This window comes from Derxia lacustris, from assembly GCF_002105195.1.
Taxonomy (GTDB): Bacteria; Pseudomonadota; Gammaproteobacteria; order Burkholderiales; family Burkholderiaceae_E; genus Derxia; species Derxia lacustris.
The window spans coordinates 89,238-111,210 of the sequence record NZ_MUHU01000007.1 but is presented as its reverse complement, the minus strand read 5'-3'; the positions used below and the strand labels follow the sequence as shown (position 1 = coordinate 111,210).

Annotated in this window: 19 protein-coding genes; 14 read left to right on the top strand and 5 right to left on the bottom strand. The window is 71.8% G+C overall.

What is annotated here, in order from left to right; translation table 11 throughout:
- Positions 1 to 110 precede the first annotated feature (110 nt).
- A complete protein-coding gene (locus B9P64_RS31050; protein ID WP_085315408.1) occupies positions 111 to 1,037 on the top strand; it encodes a helix-turn-helix domain-containing protein in 927 nt (308 codons plus the stop codon).
- Positions 1,038 to 1,056: 19 nt separating this feature from the next.
- On the opposite strand, the gene B9P64_RS31045 is transcribed toward B9P64_RS31050, so the two are convergent.
- Positions 1,057 to 1,551: a MarR family winged helix-turn-helix transcriptional regulator gene (locus B9P64_RS31045; RefSeq protein ID WP_085315407.1), complete on the bottom strand. Its 495-nt coding sequence runs from the start codon at positions 1,549 to 1,551 to the stop codon at positions 1,057 to 1,059.
- A 164-nt stretch (positions 1,552 to 1,715) separates the two neighbouring features.
- Between B9P64_RS31045 and B9P64_RS31040 the strand changes: the two genes are divergently transcribed.
- The 7 genes from B9P64_RS31040 (at position 1,716) to B9P64_RS31010 (ending at position 8,820) form a co-directional block, all read left to right on the top strand.
- Positions 1,716 to 2,768: an aromatic ring-hydroxylating oxygenase subunit alpha gene (locus B9P64_RS31040; protein ID WP_085315406.1), complete on the top strand. Its 1,053-nt coding sequence runs from the start codon at positions 1,716 to 1,718 to the stop codon at positions 2,766 to 2,768.
- Positions 2,765 to 3,724, top strand: a complete 960-nt coding sequence (locus tag B9P64_RS31035) for a PDR/VanB family oxidoreductase (RefSeq protein ID WP_085315405.1) — start codon at positions 2,765 to 2,767, stop codon at positions 3,722 to 3,724. Before B9P64_RS31040 ends, B9P64_RS31035 begins: the two co-directional genes overlap by 4 nt.
- Positions 3,725 to 3,874: 150 nt before the next feature.
- Positions 3,875 to 4,639, top strand: coding sequence for an IclR family transcriptional regulator domain-containing protein (locus B9P64_RS31030; protein ID WP_085315404.1), 765 nt, complete (start codon positions 3,875 to 3,877; stop codon positions 4,637 to 4,639).
- Between the two features lie 79 nt (positions 4,640 to 4,718).
- Positions 4,719 to 5,552: an IclR family transcriptional regulator gene (locus tag B9P64_RS31025; protein ID WP_085315468.1), complete on the top strand. Its 834-nt coding sequence runs from the start codon at positions 4,719 to 4,721 to the stop codon at positions 5,550 to 5,552.
- Positions 5,553 to 5,656: 104 nt separating this feature from the next.
- Positions 5,657 to 6,268 (top strand): NIPSNAP family protein, encoded by a 612-nt coding sequence (locus tag B9P64_RS31020; RefSeq protein WP_085315403.1) that lies wholly within the window; start codon positions 5,657 to 5,659, stop codon positions 6,266 to 6,268.
- A gap of 15 nt (positions 6,269 to 6,283) precedes the next feature.
- Positions 6,284 to 7,114 (top strand): sugar phosphate isomerase/epimerase family protein, encoded by an 831-nt coding sequence (locus B9P64_RS31015; RefSeq protein WP_085315402.1) that lies wholly within the window; start codon positions 6,284 to 6,286, stop codon positions 7,112 to 7,114.
- Positions 7,111 to 8,820, top strand: coding sequence for an FAD-dependent oxidoreductase (locus B9P64_RS31010; protein WP_085315401.1), 1,710 nt, complete (start codon positions 7,111 to 7,113; stop codon positions 8,818 to 8,820). Before B9P64_RS31015 ends, B9P64_RS31010 begins: the two co-directional genes overlap by 4 nt.
- Here B9P64_RS31010 and B9P64_RS31005 read toward each other — a convergent pair.
- The 4 genes from B9P64_RS31005 to B9P64_RS30990 all read right to left on the bottom strand — a co-directional run bounded on the left by B9P64_RS31005 (position 8,817) and on the right by B9P64_RS30990 (position 14,812).
- Positions 8,817 to 9,665, bottom strand: coding sequence for an energy transducer TonB (locus tag B9P64_RS31005; RefSeq protein WP_139826177.1), 849 nt, complete (start codon positions 9,663 to 9,665; stop codon positions 8,817 to 8,819). The genes B9P64_RS31010 and B9P64_RS31005 overlap by 4 nt on opposite strands.
- On the bottom strand, positions 9,662 to 10,045 hold the full coding sequence (locus B9P64_RS31000) for an ExbD/TolR family protein (protein ID WP_085315399.1): 384 nt from the start codon (positions 10,043 to 10,045) through the stop codon (positions 9,662 to 9,664). Before B9P64_RS31000 ends, B9P64_RS31005 begins: the two co-directional genes overlap by 4 nt.
- On the bottom strand, positions 10,035 to 10,466 hold the full coding sequence (exbB, locus tag B9P64_RS30995; RefSeq protein WP_085315398.1) for a TonB-system energizer ExbB: 432 nt from the start codon (positions 10,464 to 10,466) through the stop codon (positions 10,035 to 10,037). Before exbB ends, B9P64_RS31000 begins: the two co-directional genes overlap by 11 nt.
- Positions 10,467 to 10,912: 446 nt before the next feature.
- Entirely contained in the window at positions 10,913 to 14,812 is a 3,900-nt protein-coding gene (locus tag B9P64_RS30990; RefSeq protein WP_176256751.1) for a PAS domain S-box protein, read from the bottom strand.
- Between the two features lie 236 nt (positions 14,813 to 15,048).
- Between B9P64_RS30990 and B9P64_RS30985 the strand changes: the two genes are divergently transcribed.
- Genes B9P64_RS30985 through B9P64_RS30960 form a run of 6 tightly spaced genes read left to right on the top strand, consistent with a single transcriptional unit; the run spans position 15,049 to position 21,971 of the window.
- A complete protein-coding gene (locus B9P64_RS30985; RefSeq protein ID WP_085315396.1) occupies positions 15,049 to 15,453 on the top strand; it encodes a response regulator in 405 nt (134 codons plus the stop codon).
- Positions 15,454 to 15,459: 6 nt separating this feature from the next.
- Positions 15,460 to 17,835: a response regulator gene (locus B9P64_RS30980; RefSeq protein ID WP_085315395.1), complete on the top strand. Its 2,376-nt coding sequence runs from the start codon at positions 15,460 to 15,462 to the stop codon at positions 17,833 to 17,835.
- A gap of 16 nt (positions 17,836 to 17,851) precedes the next feature.
- Positions 17,852 to 19,006 (top strand): methyl-accepting chemotaxis protein, encoded by a 1,155-nt coding sequence (locus tag B9P64_RS30975; RefSeq protein ID WP_085315394.1) that lies wholly within the window; start codon positions 17,852 to 17,854, stop codon positions 19,004 to 19,006.
- 24 nt (positions 19,007 to 19,030) lie between these two features.
- Positions 19,031 to 19,402 (top strand): response regulator, encoded by a 372-nt coding sequence (locus tag B9P64_RS30970; protein ID WP_085315393.1) that lies wholly within the window; start codon positions 19,031 to 19,033, stop codon positions 19,400 to 19,402.
- 11 nt (positions 19,403 to 19,413) lie between these two features.
- Positions 19,414 to 19,716 carry an STAS domain-containing protein gene (locus B9P64_RS30965; protein ID WP_176256750.1) on the top strand — a complete coding sequence of 101 codons (303 nt, stop codon included), beginning with the start codon at positions 19,414 to 19,416 and terminating at the stop codon, positions 19,714 to 19,716.
- Positions 19,713 to 21,971, top strand: a complete 2,259-nt coding sequence (locus B9P64_RS30960; protein ID WP_139826176.1) for a chemotaxis protein CheA — start codon at positions 19,713 to 19,715, stop codon at positions 21,969 to 21,971. The genes B9P64_RS30965 and B9P64_RS30960 overlap by 4 nt, the downstream gene beginning before the upstream one ends.
- Positions 21,972 to 21,973: the final 2 nt, after the last annotated feature.

Here is a 21,973-nt window from a genome sequence, read left to right as displayed (position 1 = left end):
TTCAAGTCCTGTCTCCCGGTGAATGTGCTGCTGCAATGGGAGGCGATCATCCGGTCAGGCGAGCCGGTCGGTAAATCGACAAATCCAGCCAAGAACAGGACAATTCGTGCATGCGACCTGCTGAAAACCCGCAACCGCCGGCGCCCGCCCGGCAGGTTCCCAACTTCGCGCTCTACGGCGTGGCGGCCGATCCCGACTGGCAGGCCATCGTGCATTTCGAGCGCATCACCGAGCGCTCCAGCGCCTTCAACTGGGAGATCAAGCCGCATGTGCACGACTCGATGATCCAGGTGCTGTTCGTGCGCAGCGGCGGCGGCGAAGCCTTCATCGACGGCCGCAAATGGCCGGTGCAGCCGGGCACGCTCATCGTCGCGCCGGCGCGCTCGGTGCATGGCTTTCACTTCTCGCGCGATGTCGACGGGCCGGTCGTCACCGTGGCCCAGCGCCCGCTCGAATCGCTCGCCGGCACCGCCGCGCCCGAGTTGCTCGACACGCTGCGCCGGCCTGCCGTGATCGCGGTCGATGCCGGCTCGCGCCATGCCGATGCGCTGATGCCGCTGTTCGACGCCATCGCGCGCGAAGCCCAGGTGCATGCGCCCGGGCAGGTGGCCGCCGGCATGGCGCTGATGACCGCGCTGTTCGTGCAGATCGCGCGCATCGGCGCGCTCGCCCCGGCCGACGGCGGCGCGCGCTCGCGCAAGGCGGCGCAGATCGAGCGCTTCCGCGCGCTGGTCGATGCGGGCTTTCGCGAGCGCAAGGGCGTGGACGCCTATGCCACCGCGATGGGCGTGACCGCCGGCCAGCTCACCCGCCTGTGCCGCGAGCTGCTCGGCATGTCGTCGCTCGATGTCATCAACCGCCGCGTGGTGCATGAAGCCCAGCGCGAGCTGATCTACTCGTCGCTCAGCGTCAAGCAGATCGCGGCCCAGCTCGGCTTCGAGGACGAGGCCTACTTCGGCCGCTTCTTCCGCAAGCAGACCGGGCTGCGGCCGACCGAATTCCGCCTGCACGGCCGGCGCCGGCTGGCCGAGGCCTGACGGCGCGCCGCGCCGGTCGTCATTCGCTCGCGGCCGGCCCGGCTTCGCTGCGCCGCAACGGCGCCCGGCTCTGCTCGTTGTTGAGATGCACGAACTTGCGCAGCAGCCGCAAAAACTCGCGCCGCTCGTCGTCCTCCAGGCTGCCCATCAGCCGCTCCTGCATCTCGTGCACGCCGGGCACCAGCTCGGCCAGCAGCGCGCTGCCCTCGGGCGTGAGCACCAGCCGGCGCTGCCGGCGCGCCAGCAGCTCGCGCACGATCCAGCCCTTGGCTTCGAGCCGCGCCGCGATCTCGGCGGCGGTCGAGGTGTCGAGCGCCACCTCCTGCGCCAGCGTCACCTGATCGATGCCGGGCCGCTCCTGGAGCATGCGCAGGATCGCGTACTGCACCGGCGTCACGTCGCGCCCGACCGTCTCGTGGAACACCGACACCGCAATCTGCTGCGCGCGCCGGATCAGATGGCCGGGCTGGTCGTAAAGGTCGATCGAGAGCGCGTCGGTCGGCTGATCTGACATGGCGAGGGCTGCCGGTGATGGGAAGCCGGCGATTCTGCACCGCAGCAGCGCCGGCCCGCCAAAGCCGCATTCCGCCTGCCTCTTCGGGAAATCACCGAGAGCTTCGAGCCGGTCGCGCAAGTCATCATTCCGTGCACTGAATGACTACCCGGAGAGACGCCGACATGTTCCCGATGAACGCCTGGTACGTGGCCTGCACGCCCGCCGAACTGCCCGCCGACAAGCCGCTTGGCCGCACCATCTGCGGCGAGCGCATCGCCTTCTTTCGCGGGCCCGACGGCAAGGTCGCGGCGGTGGAGGATTTCTGCCCGCATCGCGGCGCGCCGATGTCGCTCGGCAAGGTCTGCGGCGGCCGGCTGCAATGCGGCTATCACGGTCTGGAAATGGGCTGCGACGGCCGCACCGTGGCCATGCCCGGCCAGCGGGTGCGCGGCTTTCCGGCGGTGCGCAGCTTTGCGGTCGAGGAGCGCTACGGCTTCATCTGGATCTGGCCCGGCGACGCGGCACTGGCCGACCCGGAAACCATCCACCGCCTGCCCTGGGCCGACCGGCCCGACTGGGCCTATGGCGGCGGCATCTACAACGTGCAGTGCGACTACCGGCTGATGATCGACAACCTGATGGACCTCACGCACGAGACCTATGTGCACGCCACCAGCATCGGCCAGAAGGAGATCGACGAGGCCGCGCCGGCCACACGCGTCGACGGCAATCTGGTCGTCACCGAGCGCGACATGCATGGCGTGATGCCGCCGCCGTTCTGGCAGGCCGCGCTGCGCGCCAACGGCCTGCGCGACGACATCCCGGTCGACCGCTGGCAGAAGTGCCGCTTCTTTCCGCCCAGCCATGTGCTGATCGACGTGGGCGTGGCGCATGCCGGCAAGGGCGGCTTCGACGCGCCGGCCGAGGTCAAGGCCGACGGCATCGTGGTCGACTTCATCACGCCCGAGACCGCCACCTCGCACTGGTACTTCTGGGGCCTGGCGCGCCACTTCCAGGCCGGCGACGCGGCACTCACCGACAGCATCCGGCAGAACCAGGGCGCGATCTTTGCCGAGGACTTGCAGATGCTCGAATCGCAGCAGCGCAACCTGCTGGCCTGGCCCGAGCGCGCGCTGCTCAAGCTCAACATCGACGCCGGCGGCGTGCAGGCGCGCCGCGTGCTCGACCGCATGCTGGCCGACGAGGCGGCCGCCCGCGCCGGAGTGCCGGCATGACGACGCTCACGGTGCGCGTGGCACGCAGGCGCAGCGAGGCGGCCGACATCTGCTCCTTCGAGCTGCTGCCGGCGGCCGGCGCCAGCCTCCCGCCCTTCGAGGCCGGCGCGCACATCGACGTGCATCTGCCCAATGGCCTGGTGCGCCAGTACTCGCTGTGCAACCCGCCCGGCGAGACCCACCGCTACCTGATCGGCGTGCTGCGCGATCCTGCCTCGCGCGGCGGCTCGCAGGCGCTGCATGAGCTCGTGGCCGAAGGCGCGACGCTCACCATCGGCGCGCCGCGCAACCACTTCCCGCTCGCTGCCGGCGCGGCGCGCAGCCTGCTGCTGGCCGGCGGCATCGGCGTCACGCCGATCCTGGCCATGGCCGAGGCGCTGACGCAGCGCGGCGCCGACTTCCGCATGCACTACTTCGGCCGCTCGCTCGAACGCATGGCCTTCCGCGAACGCATCGCCGCCGCGCCCTTCGCCGCGCGGGTGGCGCTGCATGCCGACGACGGCCCGCCCGAGCAGCGCGCCGACCTCGCCGAACTGCTCGCCGGGCCCGATGCCGGCACGCATCTCTACGTCTGCGGCCCGCGCGGCTTCATGGATGCGGTGCTCGGCACGGCGCGCGCCGCCGGCTGGCCCGAGGACCGGCTGCACTACGAATTCTTTGGTGCCGAGGTGGCCGCGCAGGCAGGCGACCGGGCGTTCGAAGTGGAACTCGCGCGCAGCGGCCGCGTGGTCACGGTGCCGGCCGACCGGACCGTGGCCCAGGCGCTCGGCGCAGCCGGCATCGAGGTGATGCTGTCCTGCGAACAGGGCGTGTGCGGCACCTGCCTGACGCGCGTGCTGGCCGGCGAGCCCGATCACCGCGACCTCTATCTGACGGACGAGGAACACGCGATGAACGACCAGTTCACGCCCTGCTGCTCGCGCGCCCGCAGCGCCCGGCTCGTCATCGATCTCTGAACGCCGCGCCGCCGGTCGGAACAGGCCCGCGCCCAACCGGGCCAATGCGCCCGGACGCGCGCTGATCGCGCATCATGCGGCCTCGATTCCGCGCGGTGGCGGCGCCGGCAGTTGGGCCGGCGCCGCCGCCCTGCCCGTTCCTGCCCACCGATGCCCACCGACCTCAACAAGCGCGACTGGATCGCCGGCCTCGAATACGGCCTCGCCGTCATCACCGCCTTCGACCACGCCAATCCGCGCCTCACCGCCACCCAGGCCGCCGAGCGCGCCGGCCTCACCCGCACCGCCGCGCGGCGCTATCTGCTCACGCTCGTGCATCTGGGCTATGCGGCCAGCGACGGCAAGCTGTTCTGGCTCACGCCGCGCGTGCTGCGGCTGGGCTGGAGCTATCTGGAATCGGCCCGGCTGCCGCGCACCGTCCAGCCCTATCTGCAACGCATCACCGGGCTGGTCGGCGAGGCCGCCTATTGCGCCGTGCTCGACGGCGACGATGTGGTCTACGTGGCGCGCAACGGCGTGAACCGGGTGCAGAACGTGGGCTTCGTGCTCGGCGCGCGGGTGCCGGCGTCGGTATCGTCGGCCGGCATCGCGATGCTCTCGACCCAGTCGTCCGAGCAGGTCGACGCCTGGCTCGCGCGCCAGACCTTCCACCCGTTCACGCCCTTCACCATGATCGACCGGACCAGCGTGCGCCAGGCCATCGACCGCGCGCGCGTGACCGGCTATGCCCTGCTCGAACAGCAGATGGAGCAGAACGTGCGCGGCATCGCGGTATCGCTGCGCAACCGCGTCGGCGAGGTGGTCGGCGCGCTCAGCGTGAGTCTGGTGATGAGCAAGGAGAGCACCGAACAGACCGTGGAACGGGTGCTGCCGATCCTGCTCGAAGGCGCGCATTCGCTGCTCAACGCCATCTGAGCGTCGTTTCAAGACTTGCGTCAATTCTGGAACTGAGTTCCTATATCGAACGAGATCATGTCGATACAGGAGCATGCAGATGGCCAGTCAGACCCAACTCGGGCGCGCCTTCGGGATCGTCGAACTGCTGTCGACCGAAGGCGCCGGCCTGCCCTTGCAGGACATCGCCGACCGGCTCGACATTCCCAAGAGCGCGACCCACCGCCTGCTCGCCGAGCTGGCCGAGCTCGGCCATGTGCGGCAGGACGCCGCCAGCCTGCGCTACTACCTGAGCACCCGCCTCGTCACGCTGGCCTTCAACCTGCTGGCCGCCAGCGGCGTGGTCGATGTGGCCCAGCCCATCCTCGACCGGCTGGCCGCCAGCACCGGCGAGCTGGCGCGACTGGGCGTGACCGACGGCGACCGTCAGGTATGGGTGGCCAAGGCGCAAGGCGCGCGCGGCGGCCTGCGCTACGACCCCGACATGGGCCAGGTCGCGCCGCTCACCAGCACCGCCACCGGCCATGCCTGGCTCGCCACCATGAGCGACGAGGATGCGCTGATGCTGGTCGCGCGCCAGGGCTTCAACCAGGCGCCCGACATCGGCCCCAACGCACCGCGAACCATCGAGCAGCTGCTTGAGCGGCTGCGGCTCGCGCGCACGCTCGGCTATGCCACGGTCAGCGACTGCTCCACGCTGGGCCTGGCCGCGCTGACGGTCGCGGTGCGCCATCCCAACACCCAGGCCGTGCTCGGCACGCTGAGCGTGGCCGGCCCGACCGCCCGGCTCGATGCCGAGCGCATGCAGCGCATCGCGCCCGAGGTCATCAACGCCGCGCGCGAGATCGGGCTGGCCAGCCTGTCGTCCGACTACTTCAAGCGGCTCGACGTGCAACTGCCCGCGCCACCGCTGCCGAGCCTGCTGCGCGCCTGAGCGCGGCGCTCCCGCCTTCCGTCACCAACGCCCGTCCCGCCGCAGGCCGCCCGGCCTGCGGATCGGGGCCGTGCGCCCGTTTTTTCCTCTCACTCCTGCCGCTCATGAGCATCTACGACCTCACCACCCTCACCGTCCGCGTCGCCACCCAAGGCAAGGCGCTGCCGGCCATCGAAGAACATCTCAAGACCGCCGGCGGCGAGCTGCTCGGCGTGTGGAATGCCGACATCGGCGCGCTGAACCAGATCCTGATCTTTCGCCGCTTCGACGATGCCAATGCGCTGGTCGAGGCGCGCCAGCGCCTGCTCGCCGCGCCCGATCCGCTCGGCTGCGCCGACTGGCTCGAAAAGCTGGAAACCGGAACCTACGTGCGCTTCCCGTGGCTGCCCGAAGTGGAGACCGGCGCGCGCGGCCCGGTCTACGAGCTGCGCAGCTACGGCATCAAGTACGGCGCGCTCGGCGCCACCATCGACGCCTGGGAACAGGCGATGCCGGCGCGCGGCGCGCTGTCGCCGCTGGTGGGCGCCTTCTACGCGCTCGACGGCGAATCGCCGCGCTTCCTCAACATCTGGCCGTACAAGAGCGTCGACGAGCGCAGCCGCATCCGCGCCGAAGCCGTCGCCAGCGGCGTCTGGCCGCCGGTTGGCGGGCCGGCCAATCTCACGCACATGACTTCCACCATCGGCCTGCCGGCCGCGTTTTCGCCGCTGCGCTGAGAAGGAGCATTGGCAATGAAGCTTCCGCTCTCCCTCGCCGCGCTGACCGTGCTCGAACTCGATCCGGTCGCGATGATCCGCTGCGCCGCCGACGCCGGTTATGCCCACATCGGCCTGCGACTGGTGCCGGCCACGCCGACCGAGCCGGCCCACGACACCGTCGGCGACACGCCCACCGTGCGCGAGATGAAGCGCGTGCTGGCCGATACCGGCATCACCACCTCCGACATCGAAATCCTGCGGCTCAAGCCCGAGACGGTGGTCGCCGACTTCGAGCCGGTGTTCGCGACCGGCGCCGAACTCGGCGCGCGCTTCGCGCTCATCGCCGGCAACGATCCGGACGAGGCGCGGCTCACCGCCAACCTCGCCGCCACCTGCGAGCTGGCCCGGCGCTACGGCATCCGGCCGCACCTTGAGCCGATGCCCTGGACCGATTGCAGGGACTTCGTGCAGGGCCTGCGCATCGTCGAGGCCACCGGCATGCCCGAGGCCGGGCTGCTGATCGATCCGATCCATTTCGACCGCGCGCTCAACACCGCCGACCAGATCGCGCTCGCATCGCCGGCGCGCCTCGGCTATGTGCAGTTCTGCGACGCGCCCGCGAAGCGGCCCGAGACGCTCGAAGAGCTGCTGTTCCAGGGCCGCGCCGAACGGCTGCCGCCCGGCGAAGGCGGCATCGATCTGGTCGGCATCCTGCGTGCCGTCGGCGAGGCGCCGAGCGCGCTGAGCGTCGAGATTCCGCAGCAGGCGCTGGCCCGGACCGTCGGCGCGGTCGAGCGCGCGACGCGGCTGCGCATCGCGACCGAGCGGATGCTGGCCGGCATCGATCTGAAGGCCGCCGCATGAGCCCGCCGCAAACCCTCGACTGCGATCTGCTCGTCGTCGGCTCGGGCGCGGCCGGTCTGTCGGCGGCCGTCACCGCCGCATGGCACGGGCTGAAGGTGATCGTCGTCGAGAAGGACGCCAGGCTCGGCGGCGCGACCGCCTGGTCGGGCGGCTGGATGTGGGTGCCGGGCAATCCGCTGGCAAAACGCGCCGGCATCGACGAAGACCCGCAGCAGCCGCGCACCTATCTGCGCCATGAACTCGGCGAGCGCTACGACCCCGAGCGCATCGACGCCTTCCTCGACAACTGCGGCCCGATGGTCGCGTTCTTCGAGCGCAATACCGAGCTGCAATTCGCCGACGGCAACGGCATTCCCGACGTGCACGGCAACACGCCCGGCGCCGGCATACAGGGCCATCAGGTGATCGCCGCGCCCTACAACGCGCGCGAGCTCGGCCCGCTGCTGCACCGGCTGCGCCCGACCATGCGCGAGACCTCGTTCATGGGCATGCCGATCATGGCCGGCGCCGATCTCACCGCCTTTCTCACGATGACGCGCTCGTTCAAGTCGTTCGCGCATGTGGTCGGGCGCTTCGTGCGCCATCTGCGCGATCTGGCGCTGCATGGCCGCGCGATGCATCTGGTCAACGGCGTGGCGCTGGTCGGCCGGCTCGCGAAATCGGCCGACAAGCTCGGCGTGCGCTTCATTGAATCGGCGCCGGCCGAGCGGCTGCTGTTCGGCGCCGCGGGCGCGGTGACCGGCGCGGTCGTCGCCGGCGCCCACGGCCCGATCCAGATCCGCGCGGCGCGCGGCGTGGTGCTGGCGGCCGGCGGCTTTCCCAACGACATCGCACGACGGCGCACGCTGTTCCCGCGCACGCCGAGCGGCCGCGAGCATCTGGCGCTGCCGCCGGAAAGCTGCTCGGGCGACGGCATCGGCCTGGGTGAATCGGCCGGCGGCCGGCTCGCCACCGATCTGGCCTCGCCGGTGGCCTGGGCGCCGGTCTCGCTGGTGCGGCATGCCGACGGCAGCAGCGGCCATTTCCCGCACATCATCGACCGCGCCAAGCCCGGGATCATCGGCGTGCTGTCCAACGGCCGGCGCTTCGTCAACGAGGCCGACGGCTATTACGACTACACGGCGGCGATGGTGGCGGCCGCGCCGGCGGGCGAGGAAGTCGCGTCCTGGCTCATCTGCGATCACCGCTTCCAGCGCCGTTACGGGCTCGGCCATTCGCGGCCGTTTCCGGTGCCGGTCCAGCCCTTCGTGCACAGCGGCTATCTGCAACGCGCGGCGTCCATCACCGCGCTGGCCGAGCGCTGCGGCATCGATCCGGACGGGCTGGCGCGCACGGTGCGCGAGTTCAACGCGCATGCGCGCCACGGCAGCGATCCGCAATTCGGTCGCGGCTCCACGCCCTACAACCGCAAGCAGGGCGATGCGCTGCACGCCGGCCCCAATCCCTGCGTCGCGCCGATCGAGCACGGGCCGTTCTATGCGGTGAAAGTGCGGCCCGGCTGCTTCGGCACCTTTGCCGGGCTCAGGACCAACGGCGCGGCCCAGGTGCTCGACGAGCGCGGCCAGCCGATTGCCGGGCTCTACGCGGCCGGCACCGACATGGCCAGCGTGATGGGCGGCTTCTATCCGTCGGGCGGCATCAACCTCGGGCCGGCGATGACCTTTGGCTATGTGGCCGCGCGGCATGCGGCCGGGGTCGCGGGCTAGCGGTCCTCGGCAAACACCACGTCGAGCACCACCTCCATGCGGCGCGGCGGCCGGTCGAACGGCGCGCTGGCCTGGGCCGCACGCAGCGCGTTGTCGTCGAGCAGGGCCGAGCCGCTGCCGCGATGCACGGCCAGCGAGCCGGGCTGGATCTCGCCGCTCTCGGTCACGACAAAGCGCACCGCCGTCGTGCCGACCAGCCCGGCGCGGCGCGCCTCGGCCGGATAGACCAGCCGCGACTGGATCGCCCGCGTGAGCGCGGCCACATAGCGCCGCAGCGCGCCCACATCGGGCTCGGGCTGGGCCTTCACCGTCTCGGCCGCGCGCGCCTCGACCGACATCGCGCCAGCCTGCGCTGCTGGCGCCGGCGGCGCCGCGCTGGCCGAGGCGCTCGCCGCGGCGGCCGGGGCTGCCGCTGGCGCCGGTGCCGCGACCGGGCCGTCATTGGCGGTGCGCCATTGGCGTGGATCGGGTGGCGTGTCGCGCCGCGCGGCGGGATCGGGCCGCTCGGTCGGCGCCGGACGCGGTGCCGGCGCCGGGCGCGGCTGCTGGCTCGCGGCCGGCGCCGGCGGCGCACCTTCGGCCGGCGCGGCGGCACTGGCCGCCGTGCGCGCCGCGACCTGGCGCGTGCCGACCATGCCGAACAGCTCCATCGTCAGCCGCTGCGACGCCGGCTCGGGCGTCGGCCGATGCAGCAGCCAGGGCGACAGCAGCATGCCGTGCAGCAGCAGCGAGACGCCGAGCCCCTGGGCGAAGGTGAAGCGCACGACCGGGCGGCGCAGCCGCGCGGCCGGGCCGGGGCCGCCGCGTCGCCAGGGTGGCCGCAGGCCGGATGCGATCTCGTTCATGAATGCCCCGTCTCGGTCTGTACCGCCACCTTGGCAAAGCCGAGCTGCTTGAGCAGATCGGCCACGTCGATGAAGCCTTGCAGCGCCACCGCCCGGTCGGCGCGCAGCAGCACCGGCGTGTCGCGCGGCAGCGCCGCGAGCTGGCTGCGCAGCGTGGCCGAATCCACCTCGGCGCCGCCGTGAAACAGCTTGCCCTGCGCGTCGATCTCGATGGTCTCGGCCGGCCGCGCCTCGTCGTTGCTGGCGCTGGCCTTGGGCAGATTGACCGGAATGCGCCCGCTCGCGATGAAGCTGGAGGTGGTGAGCACGATGGTCAGCAGCACCAGCATGATGTCGATGAACGGCACCATGTTCAGGCTCTCGAAGGATTTATCGCGCATGGGCGATCTCCCATTCGAGCAGCAGCACATTGGTCTTGCGCAGCAGCGCGTTGTAGAGCGACACCGCGACCAGCGCCACCACCAGACCGGCCGCAGTGGCCTTCAGCGCCAGCGCCAGCCCGCTCATGATCTGGCCGGTATCGACCACCGCGCCGTGGCCCATGCGGTCGAAGGTCAGCATGATCCCGAGCACCGTGCCGAGCAGCCCCACATAAGGCGCATTGCTGGCCACCGAGGCGATCACGAACAGCCGCCGCGTCAGCGCCAGCTCCAGCGCCTTGGCATCGGCGGCGCCGTTCACGTCCACGCCGCGGAAGTACATCGCGCGCTCGATGCCGATGGCCACGACCACCACGCTGAGCAGGGCCAGCAGACCGAGCACGCCCCAGTCGATCGCCAGCGACAGCCATTCAACATTCATTGCAGAACTCCTTTGGAAAATGGTGCGGCAAGGGGCAAACGCGGCAATAAGCCGATCCGCCCAGCGAATTGCCGGCATTGGCGCGCCTGCCATTGCCGGAGCGACCATCGATTGCCGTTTGCAGTCCTTTGCAGCGCAATATCGGCGTGGCTATTTGACCGATGTCGGCCGGATCACGCCAGCCGACCGCCGGATGCAGCGTCGGCAACAGCGTGCAAACGGATCGGGATCGATGCGGGATTTTTGGTTTCGTGGGCCAGCCGCTTGTATATAGATAAGAATACAGCGTGACGCGGAAAAATTAGCAAGACATATGCCATTACTGAATATGAAATGAAATCCGGCCCCTTTTGCAGGACCGGCAATTCCGCTTGTTCACTATGTACTGATTGCTACAGCGCGAATGTCGGCTTGACGACAGAAGGCGGCGGCGGGCGTCCGGCCGGTCAGTCGCCGGCCGGCGCGGCCGCGAGCAGCGCCCGGCAATGACCGAGCGCGGCGGCGAAGTCGAGCCGGCCGATGGCGGCGTCGAGCGCCGGCAGCGCTGCCGGACAGGCGGCGCCATAGGCCTGGCGCAGCGCGGCGGCCGAATCGGTGGCGGCCATGTCGGCGCCGGCCAGCTGGGCCGACAGCGCTTGCAGCATGGCGTGCAGCCGGGCCGGCGGCAGGCTCGCGGCGGGCGGCGCGGGCCGGGCGGCGGCGCCGAGCGCCCGGTCGAGCGCATGCAGCGCCGGCAGCGCCGCGACGACGATGCCGATCGCGTCATCGAGCGTGGCGGCGACGCCGGCGGCCGGCGCCCGGTGCAGCGCGCGCTCGGCGTCGGCCGCCGCGCCGGCCAGCGCCTCGGCGCCGACGGTGGCGGCCAGCCCCTTGAGCGCATGCAGCTCGCGCGCGGCGGCCGGCGCGCCGCCGGTCGCGGCCACCTGGCGCAGCCGGGTCGGCAGCGCTTCCAGCGTCTCGACGAAGCCGGCGAGCAGGCGCGCATGCGCATCGCGCCGGCCGCCGAGCCGGGCCAGCGCCGGCGCCAGCGCGACGCCGGCGGCCTGGGCGGCGGCCTGGAGCGCGGCATCGGGCGGCGCGGCGGCGGCGATGGACGTCAGGGCTTCGACGGACGCGACGGCTGCCATCGGCGGCGCGGCGCCGGTGCCGGCGGGCGCGGCGGCATCGGCCGCATCGCCCGGCGCCGCGCGCCCGCATTGCCGGCGCAGCAGCTGCACCAGCGCGTCCAGGTCGAAGGGCTTGCCCACATGCGCATTCATGCCGGCGGCCAGACAGGCGTCGCGGTCGCTGGGCATGGCATTGGCGGTCATGGCGACGATCGGCAGCGTGGCCAGGCCGAGCCGCTGGCGGATCGCGCGGGTGGCATCGAAGCCGTCGAGCACCGGCATCTGCAAGTCCATCAGCACCGCGTCGTAGCCGGCGTCGGCGGCCAGCGCATCGAGCGCCTGCTGACCGTCGCCGGCCAGCGTCACCGTCGCGCCCTCGCCTTCGAGCAGCTCGAGCGCGATCTGCCGGTTGTTGAGGTTGTCCTCGACCACCAGCAGCCGCAGGCCGCCGAGCCGGACCGGCGCCGGCCGGGGCGCGACTGCGTCCACGACCGGATCGCCTTCCTCGGCCAGCACCGGCAGCGTCAGGCGGAAGTGGAAGCGGCTGCCGACGCCCGGCGCGCTGTCGAGCTCGAGCTCGCCGCCCATGGCCGCCACCAGCCGCTGGCTGATCGCGAGGCCGAGACCGGTGCCGCCATAGCGCCGCGTGGTCGACACCTCGGCCTGGGCAAAGCCGCTGAAGATGCGGGTCTGATGCTCGGGCGCGATGCCGATGCCGGTATCGCGCACCGCCAGTTCCAGCGTCACGCCGGCGGCGTCGCGCGCCAGCACGCTCACGCTCAGCACCACCGCGCCGGCGGCGGTGAACTTGACCGCGTTGCCGCACAGATTGGTCAGCACCTGGCGCAGCCGCAGCGCATCGCCGAGCAGCAGCGCCGGCAGCGCCGGATCGATGTCGAAGCGCAGGTCGAGCGGCCGGCCGCCGAGCATGGCCGCGACCAGATCGGCCAGATCGCGCAGCAGCCGGTCGATGCGGAACGGCTGCGGATCGAGCGTCATCTTGCCGGCCTCGATCTTGGAGAAATCGAGGATCTCGTCGAGCAGCCCGAGCAGCGAGCGCGCCGCGCCCTCGCTCTTGGCGGCGTAGTCGGCCTGGCGCGGATTCAGCTCGGTGCGGCGCAGCAGCGCCAGCATGCCGAGCACCGCGTTCATCGGCGTGCGGATCTCATGGCTCACATTGGCCAGGAAGGCGCTCTTGGCATGGCAGGCCTGCTCGGCCTGCTCGCTGCGGGCGCGCAGCGCGAGATTGAGCTTTTCCAGCTCGCGCTGGGCGTCCTTCAGCTCGGTCACGTCGATCACGACCGCCAGCAGGCCATGCACCCGGCCGTCGCGCAGGTCGGGCAGAAAGCGGCAGTCGGCCTGGCTCATGGCGCCGTCGGCGCGCCGGATCGGGCATTCCAGATGCTGTTCGGCGCCGCCGAGCGCGGCGGTCAGCGCCGGCAGCAGCCGGCCGTACAGCTCGCCGCCCAGCACCGCCGAGATGTGCAGGCCCGGCAGCGTCTCCATCGCCAGCCCGAACCATTGGCCATAGGCGCGGTTGGCAAACCGGTTGAGCAGCCGGCGGTCCCAGTAGGCGACCAGCAGCGGCATGGCGTCGAGGATGCGCTGGCGGTCCTGCATCGCGGCGCGCACCGCCTCGGCGGCCTGCTTGCGCTCGCTGATGTCGCGCCGCGTGCCGGCCAGCCGCCGGCGGCCGTCGCCGCCCGACTGCACCAGCTTGCCGCGGTCGAGCACCCAGACCCAGCGCTGGTCGCGGTGGCGCACGCGCAGCTCGGCCTCGTAGGCCGGCGTCGCGCCGCTCAGGTGGGCTTGCAGCAGCGCGTCGGCGCGCTCGCGGTCGCGCGGATGGATCGGCGCGGCCAGCGCGGCGGCCATGCCGGCGGCGCTCGCGTCATGGCCGAGCATGGCGGCGTAAATGGCGTTGATGCGGCAGTCGCCGCTGTCGAGGTCGCGCTCCCAGGTGCCGGCATGCATGCCCTCGACGATGTTGGCAAGCCGCTGGCGTTCCTCCAGCAGCGCCTGCTCGGCCTGATGGCGCCGGCTGATGTCCTCGACCGAGCCGACATAGCCGGCGATGCCGCCGGCCGCGTCGAGCACCGCGCGGGCGCGCGCATGCACCACCCGCACCGCGCCGTCGCGGTGGCGCACGCGATGCACCAGGTCGTAGTCGCGCCGCTCGGCCACGCTCGCCTGCCAGGCCGCGACCACGGTCGCGGCATCGTCGGGATGCATCGAGCTGGCCCAGCCGCGCCCGAGCCCTTCGGCCAGGCTCAGGCCGTGGATCTCCTGCCAGCGCGGATTGGAATAGGTGCAGTCGCCCTCGGCATCGGTGCAGAAGATGCCGAACGGCGAGCAGTCGGCGAAGGCGCGAAAGCGCGCCTCGCTGGCTTGCAGATCGCGCGTGGCCTGGACCCGCGCGCTCACGTCGCGCACGAACTTGGTGGCGCCGGTCACGCTGCCGTCGGCGTCGCGCTCGACCACGGTGGTGACCGCGACCCAGATCGGCCGGCCGTGGCGGTCGAGCCAGCAGCGGTCCTCGGCCGGGCCGTCGGCGGCGGGCACGAGGCAGCCGGCGCGGTCGCTGAGCATGAGCGCGGCGAACGGCCGGCCCAGCACCTCGCTGGCGGCATGGCCGAACAGCCGCGCCGCCGCCGGATTCCAGCGCTGCACCGTGCCGTCGGCCGCCAGCCCGACGATGGCATCGGCGCTGTGCTGGAGGATGAGATCGGCGCGCGCGCGCTGCTGCTGCTCGCGCCGCGCCGCCAATGCCAGCGCGGCGGCGCGCGCCAGACAGCGCAGCAGCTCGCGCTGGGTCGCATCGAGCTGGCGCGGCGCGCGGTCGATGACGCACAGCGTGCCGATCCGGCTGCCGTCGGCCAGCCGCAGCGGCATGCCGGCATAGAAGCGGATGTGCGGCGCGCCGGTCACCAGCGGATTGCCGGCAAAGCGCGCATCGAGCCGGGCGTCGGGCACCTCGAACAACTCGTCGCCGAGCACCGCATGGGCGCAGAAGGCCAGATCGCGCGAGGTTTCCCGCACGCCGGGCAGGCCCAGATTGGCCTTGAACCACTGGCGCCCGGCATCGATCAGGCTGATGAGCGAGATCGGCACCTGGCAGGCCAGCGCGGCGGCGCGCACCAGCGCATCGAATTCGGCCTCGGGCGCGCTGTCGAGCACATCGAGCGCATGCAGCGAGCCCAGGCTCGCGGTCTCGTCGTCGCGCAGCGGCGCTGCCTGCATCGCGCTCTCCCCGGAGTCGACCCCGGGATCGGGATCGGTCGGGCCATTTTCGGGCGCCGGCCGGCGCTCCTTTGGCGGATAAGAAAGTCCATCCCACGCCAGTGCCGCGCATCGCCGCCGACCCAGGCGCATTAGCCCCGGCAAAGCCGCTCTTTTCCTTCGGTCGCCAATGCCGTTCAGCGCCTAAGGTCAAGGTTTGTAGGCATTCACCTACAGCCATCACGGACGGCGACCCCATGAGCGCAACCCTGGCAGTCAACACCAAGCGAACCCGGCACGCGCTGCTGGTCGACGACGACAAGTTCATGCTGGCCGTGCTCGGCGACATGCTGCGCGACCTGGGCGTGAGCGACGTGAGCACCGCCGAGAACGGCATCGCCGGACTGGCCGCCTGCCGCCGCGCCCGGCCCGATCTCATCGTCTGCGACCTCGGCATGCCGGGCAGCGACGGCTTCCAGTTCATGGAGCAGCTCGGCGCGCTCGGCTATGCCGGCGGCGTGGTGCTGGCCTCGGGTCTCGACGACCGCACGCTCAACTCGGCGGCGCTGATGGCGCGCTTCCATCGGCTCAACATCCTGGCCACGCTGCCCAAGCCGGTGCCCGAGGCCGGGCTGCGCGCGGCGCTCGACCGGCTCGGCTGAAGCGCCATGCACGCCGCCGCACCGCCGCCGCGCCTGCTGGTGGTGGACGACCAGCCGATCAACGTGCATGCGCTGTATCGGGCGCTCGCGCCCGACTTCCAGGTCCTGATGGCGACCGACGGCGAACAGGCGCTGGCGCTGTGCCGCGAACGCCTGCCCGATCTGGTGCTGCTCGACGTGGTGATGCCCGGCATGGATGGCCACGAGGTCTGCCGCCAGCTCAAGGCCGATGCGCTCACGCGCGACATCCCGGTCATCTTCGTCAGCGCCCAGGGCGATCCCGAGCATGAGGCGCAGGGGCTGGCGCTCGGCGCCGCCGACTTTCTGGTCAAGCCGGTCAATCCGGCGGTGATGCGCGCACGCATCGGCGCGCACCTGGGACTGGCGCGCTCGCATGCGCTGCTGGCCGCCACGCTCGACGCGACCGCCGACGGCATCCTGGTCACCGATCCGGCCGGCGCCATCACCGGCATGAACGACAACTTCCTGCGCCTGTGGCGGCTGCCGGCGGCCTGGCGCGGCGCACCCGACACGCGCGCCATCCTGGCCGCGATGCGGGCCCAGCTGGCCGAGCCGGGCGTCGATCCGCTTGGCGCCGGCGCCGACTTCGCCGCGCTGGCGCTCAGCGACGACCGGCATGTGGAGTGCCGCGTCACGCCGCTGCGCATCGCCGCCGGGCTGCACGGCCGGGTCATCAGCTACCGCGACGTGACCGAGCTGCGCCGCGCCGCCAACCAGCTGGCGCGGCTCAATGTCTCGCTCGAAGCGCGGGTCGCCGAACGCACCCATGCGCTCGAACTGGCCACCCGCGCCGCCGATGCCGCCAGCCGCGCCAAGAGCGAGTTCCTGTCGAACATGAGCCACGAGATCCGCACGCCGCTCAACGGCGTGATCGGCATGGCGCATCTGGCGCGCAAGGCCGAGCCCGGACCGCGCCAGCTGCACTACCTCGACAACCTCGGGCGCGCCGGCCGGCTGCTGCTCGGCATCGTCGACGACATCCTCGATTTCTCGAAGATCGAGGCCGGCCGCTTCGAGCTCGACTGCGCCGATTTCAGCCTCGCCACGGTGCTCGACAACCTGGCGCTGCAAACCGAGCAGGCGGCGCGCAACAAGGGCCTGGCGCTGCGCATCGCGCACGATCCGACGCTGCCGGCGCGGCTGCGCGGCGATGCCCAGCGGCTCGGCCAGATGCTGCTCAACTATGTGGGCAATGCCATCAAGTTCACCCGCGCCGGCGCGATCCAGGTGCGGGTCACGCAGCTGCACCGCGCCGGCCCCGGCGTGCTGCTGCGCTTCGAGGTCGAGGACAGCGGCATTGGCCTCACGCGCGAGCAGATCGACCAGCTGTTCCAGTCCTTCCACCAGGCCGACGCCTCGACCACGCGCGAATTCGGCGGCACCGGCCTGGGCCTGGCCATCACGCGCCAGCTGGCCCGGCTGATGGGCGGCGAAGTGGGCGTGCAGAGCGCGCCCGGCGCCGGCAGCCGGTTCTGGTTCACCGCCCAGTTCGAGCCGGCCGGCAGTGCCGCCGCCGCCAGCGTCGCGCCGACCGCGCCGCCCGATCTGCGCGGCCGGCGCCTGCTGGTGGTCGAGGACAACGACCTCAACCGCGAGCTGGCGGCCGACCTGCTCGAAGACCTGGGCGCCAGCGTGATCGTCGCCATCGACGGTCATGAAGCGCTCGCGCTGCTCGGCGCCGAGACGGTGGACTGCGTGCTGATGGACCTGCAGATGCCCGGCATGGACGGACTCCAGACCACCGCCCGCATCCGCGCCATGCCGCGCCATGCCCGGCTGCCGGTGCTGGCGCTGACCGGCAATGCCTGCGCCAGCGACCGCGCGCGCTGCCTGGCCGCCGGCATGGACGACTTCCTGACCAAGCCGGTCGAGCCGGCCGCGCTGTATGCCGCGCTCGGCCGGCTGCTGGCGCGGCCGCCGGTCGCGGCGACGACCGCGCCAGCCGCCACGCCTGCCGACGCGGGCGCCGCGATGCCGGCGTCCATCGCCGCGCCGGCGCCGGTTCTCGCCTGTTCACCGGGCGATCCGGAAGTGATCGACCTGTCGATACTCGCGCGGTCGGTGGCCGGCAATCCGCAGAAGCTGCGGCGCTACGCCAGCCTGTTCGCCGAATCGATCGCGCCGGCGCTGGCCGAGCTGGACGCCGCGCTGAGCGCCGGCAATCTGGCCGCGCTGGCCGCGCTCGGCCACCGCCTCAAGACCTCGGCCGCGATGGTCGGCGCGCTCGGCCTGGCCCGGCTCTGCGCCACGCTCGAAGCGCTCGGGCGCGGCGGCACGCTCGACGAGGCGCGCGCACTCGGCGCCCGCATGACCGCACTGGCCGGCGCCATCGACGCCGACCTCAAGAAGGCCCTGACCTGAACCCGAACCGAGCCCCATGAATCCGCCGACCTCCGACCGCGCCGCCACCGCCCGCCCGTTCGCCGATCTGGCGCTCGGCATCGCCACCTGCGGCTTTGCCGGCCTGCCGCTGCTGGGCGCCGCCGGCCCGCTCGAATTCACCGCCCTGCTCGGCGTCGCCGGCTGCCTGCTGGCGGCCGGCTGGCGCCGCGCCGCCGCGCGCCCGGCCGCTGCCGACGACGCCGGTGCCCGGCCGGCCGGCGGCGACCGGCTGCAACGGCTGTCGGCGCTGCTCGGCGGCGTGCTGCCGGTGTGGTTGCAGCATGTGGGCAGCGTCAGGCACCAGACCGAGGACGCCATCGACAAGGCGGTGCAAAGCTTTGCATCGATCACCGAGCAATGCGAGGCCGCCGGCTTCGACCTGGGCAAGGGCAGCGGCCGCGCGCCGCAGGAAGGCACGATCAGCCTGCTGACCCTGTGCGAGCGCCAGTTGCAGCCGGTGATCGCCACCATGACCCAGATGCTCGACAGCAAGGACGCGATGCTGGCCATCGTCAACGACCTGTCGCGCGCCACCGTCGAGTTGCAGGACATGGCCAGCGGCGTCGGCCACATCGCGATGCAGACCAACATGCTCGCCATCAATGCCGCCATCGAGGCCGCACGACTCGGCGACGCCGGACGCGGCTTCAGCGTGATCGCCAAGGAAATCCGCGTGCTGTCCCAGGTCTCGGCCGATACCGGCAAGCAGATCACCGAGCGCGTGGCCGCCGTCACCGCGATGGTCGGCGCCACCGTCCAGACCGCCTCGGCCACCTCGGTCAGCGACAAGACCGCGCTGGCACTGGCCGGCTGCGTGGTGCAGGACGTGCTGGCCCATGTGCGCGACCTGAGCGCCGATGCCGAGCGCATGCGGGCCCAGGGCGGCGTCATCCGCGCCGACATCGAGGACCTGTTCGTGAGCCTGCAATTCCAGGACCGCGTGAGCCAGATCATCTCGGTGATCGATGCCGACATCGCCCGCCTCAAGACCGCGCTCGAACGCGACGAACCCGCGCCCGACGCCGCCGCCTGGCTGGCCGACCTGCGCCGCGACTACACCACCGCCGAGCAGCGCCAGGCCCATGCCGGGCCGGCTGCCGGCCATGACGACGGCCCGGCACGACCGGCCGCCGAAGTCCTCTTCTTCTGACCCGACCACCCGCAGGCAGACCCCATGGCCAAGACCATTCTCATCGTCGACGACTCCAGTTCGCTGCGCTCGCTGGTGCGCATGGCGCTCGCCCGCGAGGGCTATACGGTCGTCGAAGCCACCGACGGCAAGGACGCGCTGGCCAAGCTGGCCGAGCTGCCCAAGGTGAACCTGATCGTGAGCGACGTGAACATGCCCAACATGGACGGCATCGCCTTCCTCACCCAGGTCAAGCAGCATCCCAGGCACAAGTACGTGCCGGTCATCATGCTCACGACCGAGAACCAGAACGCCAAGATCCAGGCCGGCCGCGCCGCCGGTGCCAAGGCCTGGATCGTCAAGCCGTTTGCGCCGCCGCTGCTGCTCGAGGCGGTCTCCAAGCTGGTGCTGGCCTGATGGACGCCGCCGTGACGACCCGTCTGGCGCTGCCGGCCGAACTCACCATCTACATGGTGGCCGAGCTGGCGCCGCAATGGCTTGCAAGCCTCGACGGCCTGAGCCATGACGATGCCGCCGACGACAGCTTCGCGGTCGATGCCGCCGCGGTCGCCGAGGTCGATGCCGCCGGCCTCCAGCTGCTGGTGGCGCTGGCCAACCAGCTGACGCGCGACGGCTGGACGCTGCGACTCGCGCGGCCGAGCCCGACGCTGGCCCAGGCCTGCGCGCTGCTCGGCCTCGATGCGCTGCTCGGCGCCGGAGCGGCCGCATGAGCGACGCCGGCTACGACGCCAGCTTCATCGCCGAGGCGCTGCCGGCCTTCATCAGCGAGGCCAACGAGCAGATCGAGATGCTCGAACAGCTGCTGCTGCAACTGGAGGACACGCCCGACGACCGCGAGCTGCTCGATGCGCTGTTCCGCTGCGCGCACACGGTCAAGGGCTCGGCCGGCATGTTCGGGCTCGATGCGGTGGTCGGCTTCACGCATCACGTCGAGACCCTGCTCGACCGGCTGCGCGAGGGCCAGCTGGCGCTGACGCCGGCGCTCGGCAGCCTGCTGCTGCAAAGCAACGACCAGATCCGCGCGCTGATCGAGGCGGCACAGAACCCGCTCGCCGCCACGCTGGCCGATGAACAGGCGCGCGCCGCGCTGGTGCTGCGGCTGCAACTGGCCAGCGGCACCGAGGCCGTGGCGGCCGCCACGCCGGCGCTGGCCGCCGCGTCGGACTCGCCGGCGCCGGCCGGCGGCGACTGGCAGGTGGCGGTCAGCTTCAATGCCGACACCTTCCGCAACGGCATGGACCCGCTGGCCATCCTCCAGTACCTGGGCGGCATCGGCCGCATGGGCGCGATCCGCTGCAAGACCGCGGCGGTGCCGCCGCTCGACACGCTGGCCGGCGACGACTGCCATCTGGCCTTCGACTTCAGCATCGACACGCCGCTCGGCCGCGACGGCATCGAGGCCGCGTTCAGCTTCGTGCGCGACGACTGCACGCTGCGCATCGAACCGCCCGCCGCCGCCCTGCCCGATTGCGCCGCCCTGCCCGACTGCGCCGCGCTGATCGCCGCCCAGCCGCCCGGCCGCAAGCTCGGCGAGATGCTGGTGGCGGTCGGCGCCGTGACCCAGAGCCAGCTGGCCCAGGGCCTGCAAAGCCAGGCGCTGGCCGAGGCGCGCAGCGGCAGCCATCCGATGCTGGGCGAGGTGCTGGTCGAGCAGGCCGGCGTCGATCCGCGCGTGGTGGCCGCCGCGCTGCGCAAGCAGCAGCAGCGCGACGGCGACGAGAACCGCTTCATCCGCGTGCAGGCCGACCGGCTCGATGAAGTCATCACCCTGCTCGGCGAGCTGGTGATTGCCGGCGCCGGTGCCTCGCAGCTGGCGCGCGACACGCAGCAGCGCCCGCTGATCGAGGCCAACCGCCAGATCACCCGGCTGATCGAGGAGGTGCGCAACAGCACGCTGCAACTGCGCATGGTGCCGATCGGCGAGACCTTTGCGCGCTTTCGGCGCGTGGTGCGCGATACCGCCGCCGAGCTGGGCAAGGACGTGGCGCTGGAGATCGTCGGCGGCGATACCGAGCTGGACAAGGCGGTGGTCGAGCGCATCGCCGATCCGCTGATGCATCTGGTGCGCAATGCGCTCGACCACGGCCTTGAAGCGCCCGAGCAGCGCGCCGCCAGCGGCAAGCCGGCCCAGGGCCGGCTCACGCTCAGCGCCTGCCACGAGTCGGGCAGCGTGCTGATCCGCATCGTCGACGACGGGCGCGGCATCGCGCGCGACCGCGTGCTGCAACGCGCCTGGGATCGCGGCCTGGTCAGGCCCGGCGTCACGCCGCCCGATGCCGACATCCTCAAGCTCATCTTCGAGCCCGGTTTTTCCACCGCCGAGAAGGTCACCAACCTCAGCGGGCGCGGCGTCGGCATGGACGTGGTCCGCCGCAACATCGAGGCGCTGCGCGGCTCGGTCGACATTGCCAGCACGCCCGGCCAGGGCTCCTGCATCGAGATCCGGCTGCCGCTCACGCTGGCGATCATCGACGGCTTTCTGATCGGCGTCGGCCACAGCAAGTTCGTGGTGCCGCTCGACGCAGTGTGCGAGGTGATCGCGACCCGGCCCGAGACCTCGCCCTTCGATGCGCGCGGCCGCAGCTGCATCGAGCTGCGCGGTCAGGTGCTGCCGGTGGTCAGCCTGCGCGCGCTGTATGCGCTCGACGCGCCGCCGCCCGAGCGCGACAGCGTGCTGGTGATCCGCGCCGGCAACACGCGCTACGGCGTGATCGTCGATGTGCTGCACGGCCAGCAGCAGACCGTCATCAAGCCGCTCGGCCGGCTGCTCCAGCACATGCGCGGCGTGTCCGGCTCGTCGATCCTGGGCAGCGGCGAGGTGGCGCTGATCCTCGATGTCAATTCCCTCGGCGCGCTCGCTGCCGCCGACAGCTTTCCCGCGACGGTAAGGAGCGGCCCGCCGGCCGGCATTCCACTACCGGACATGCAACTTCCCGCCCCTGCCGGCGCGCAGCACTTTCAATGAGA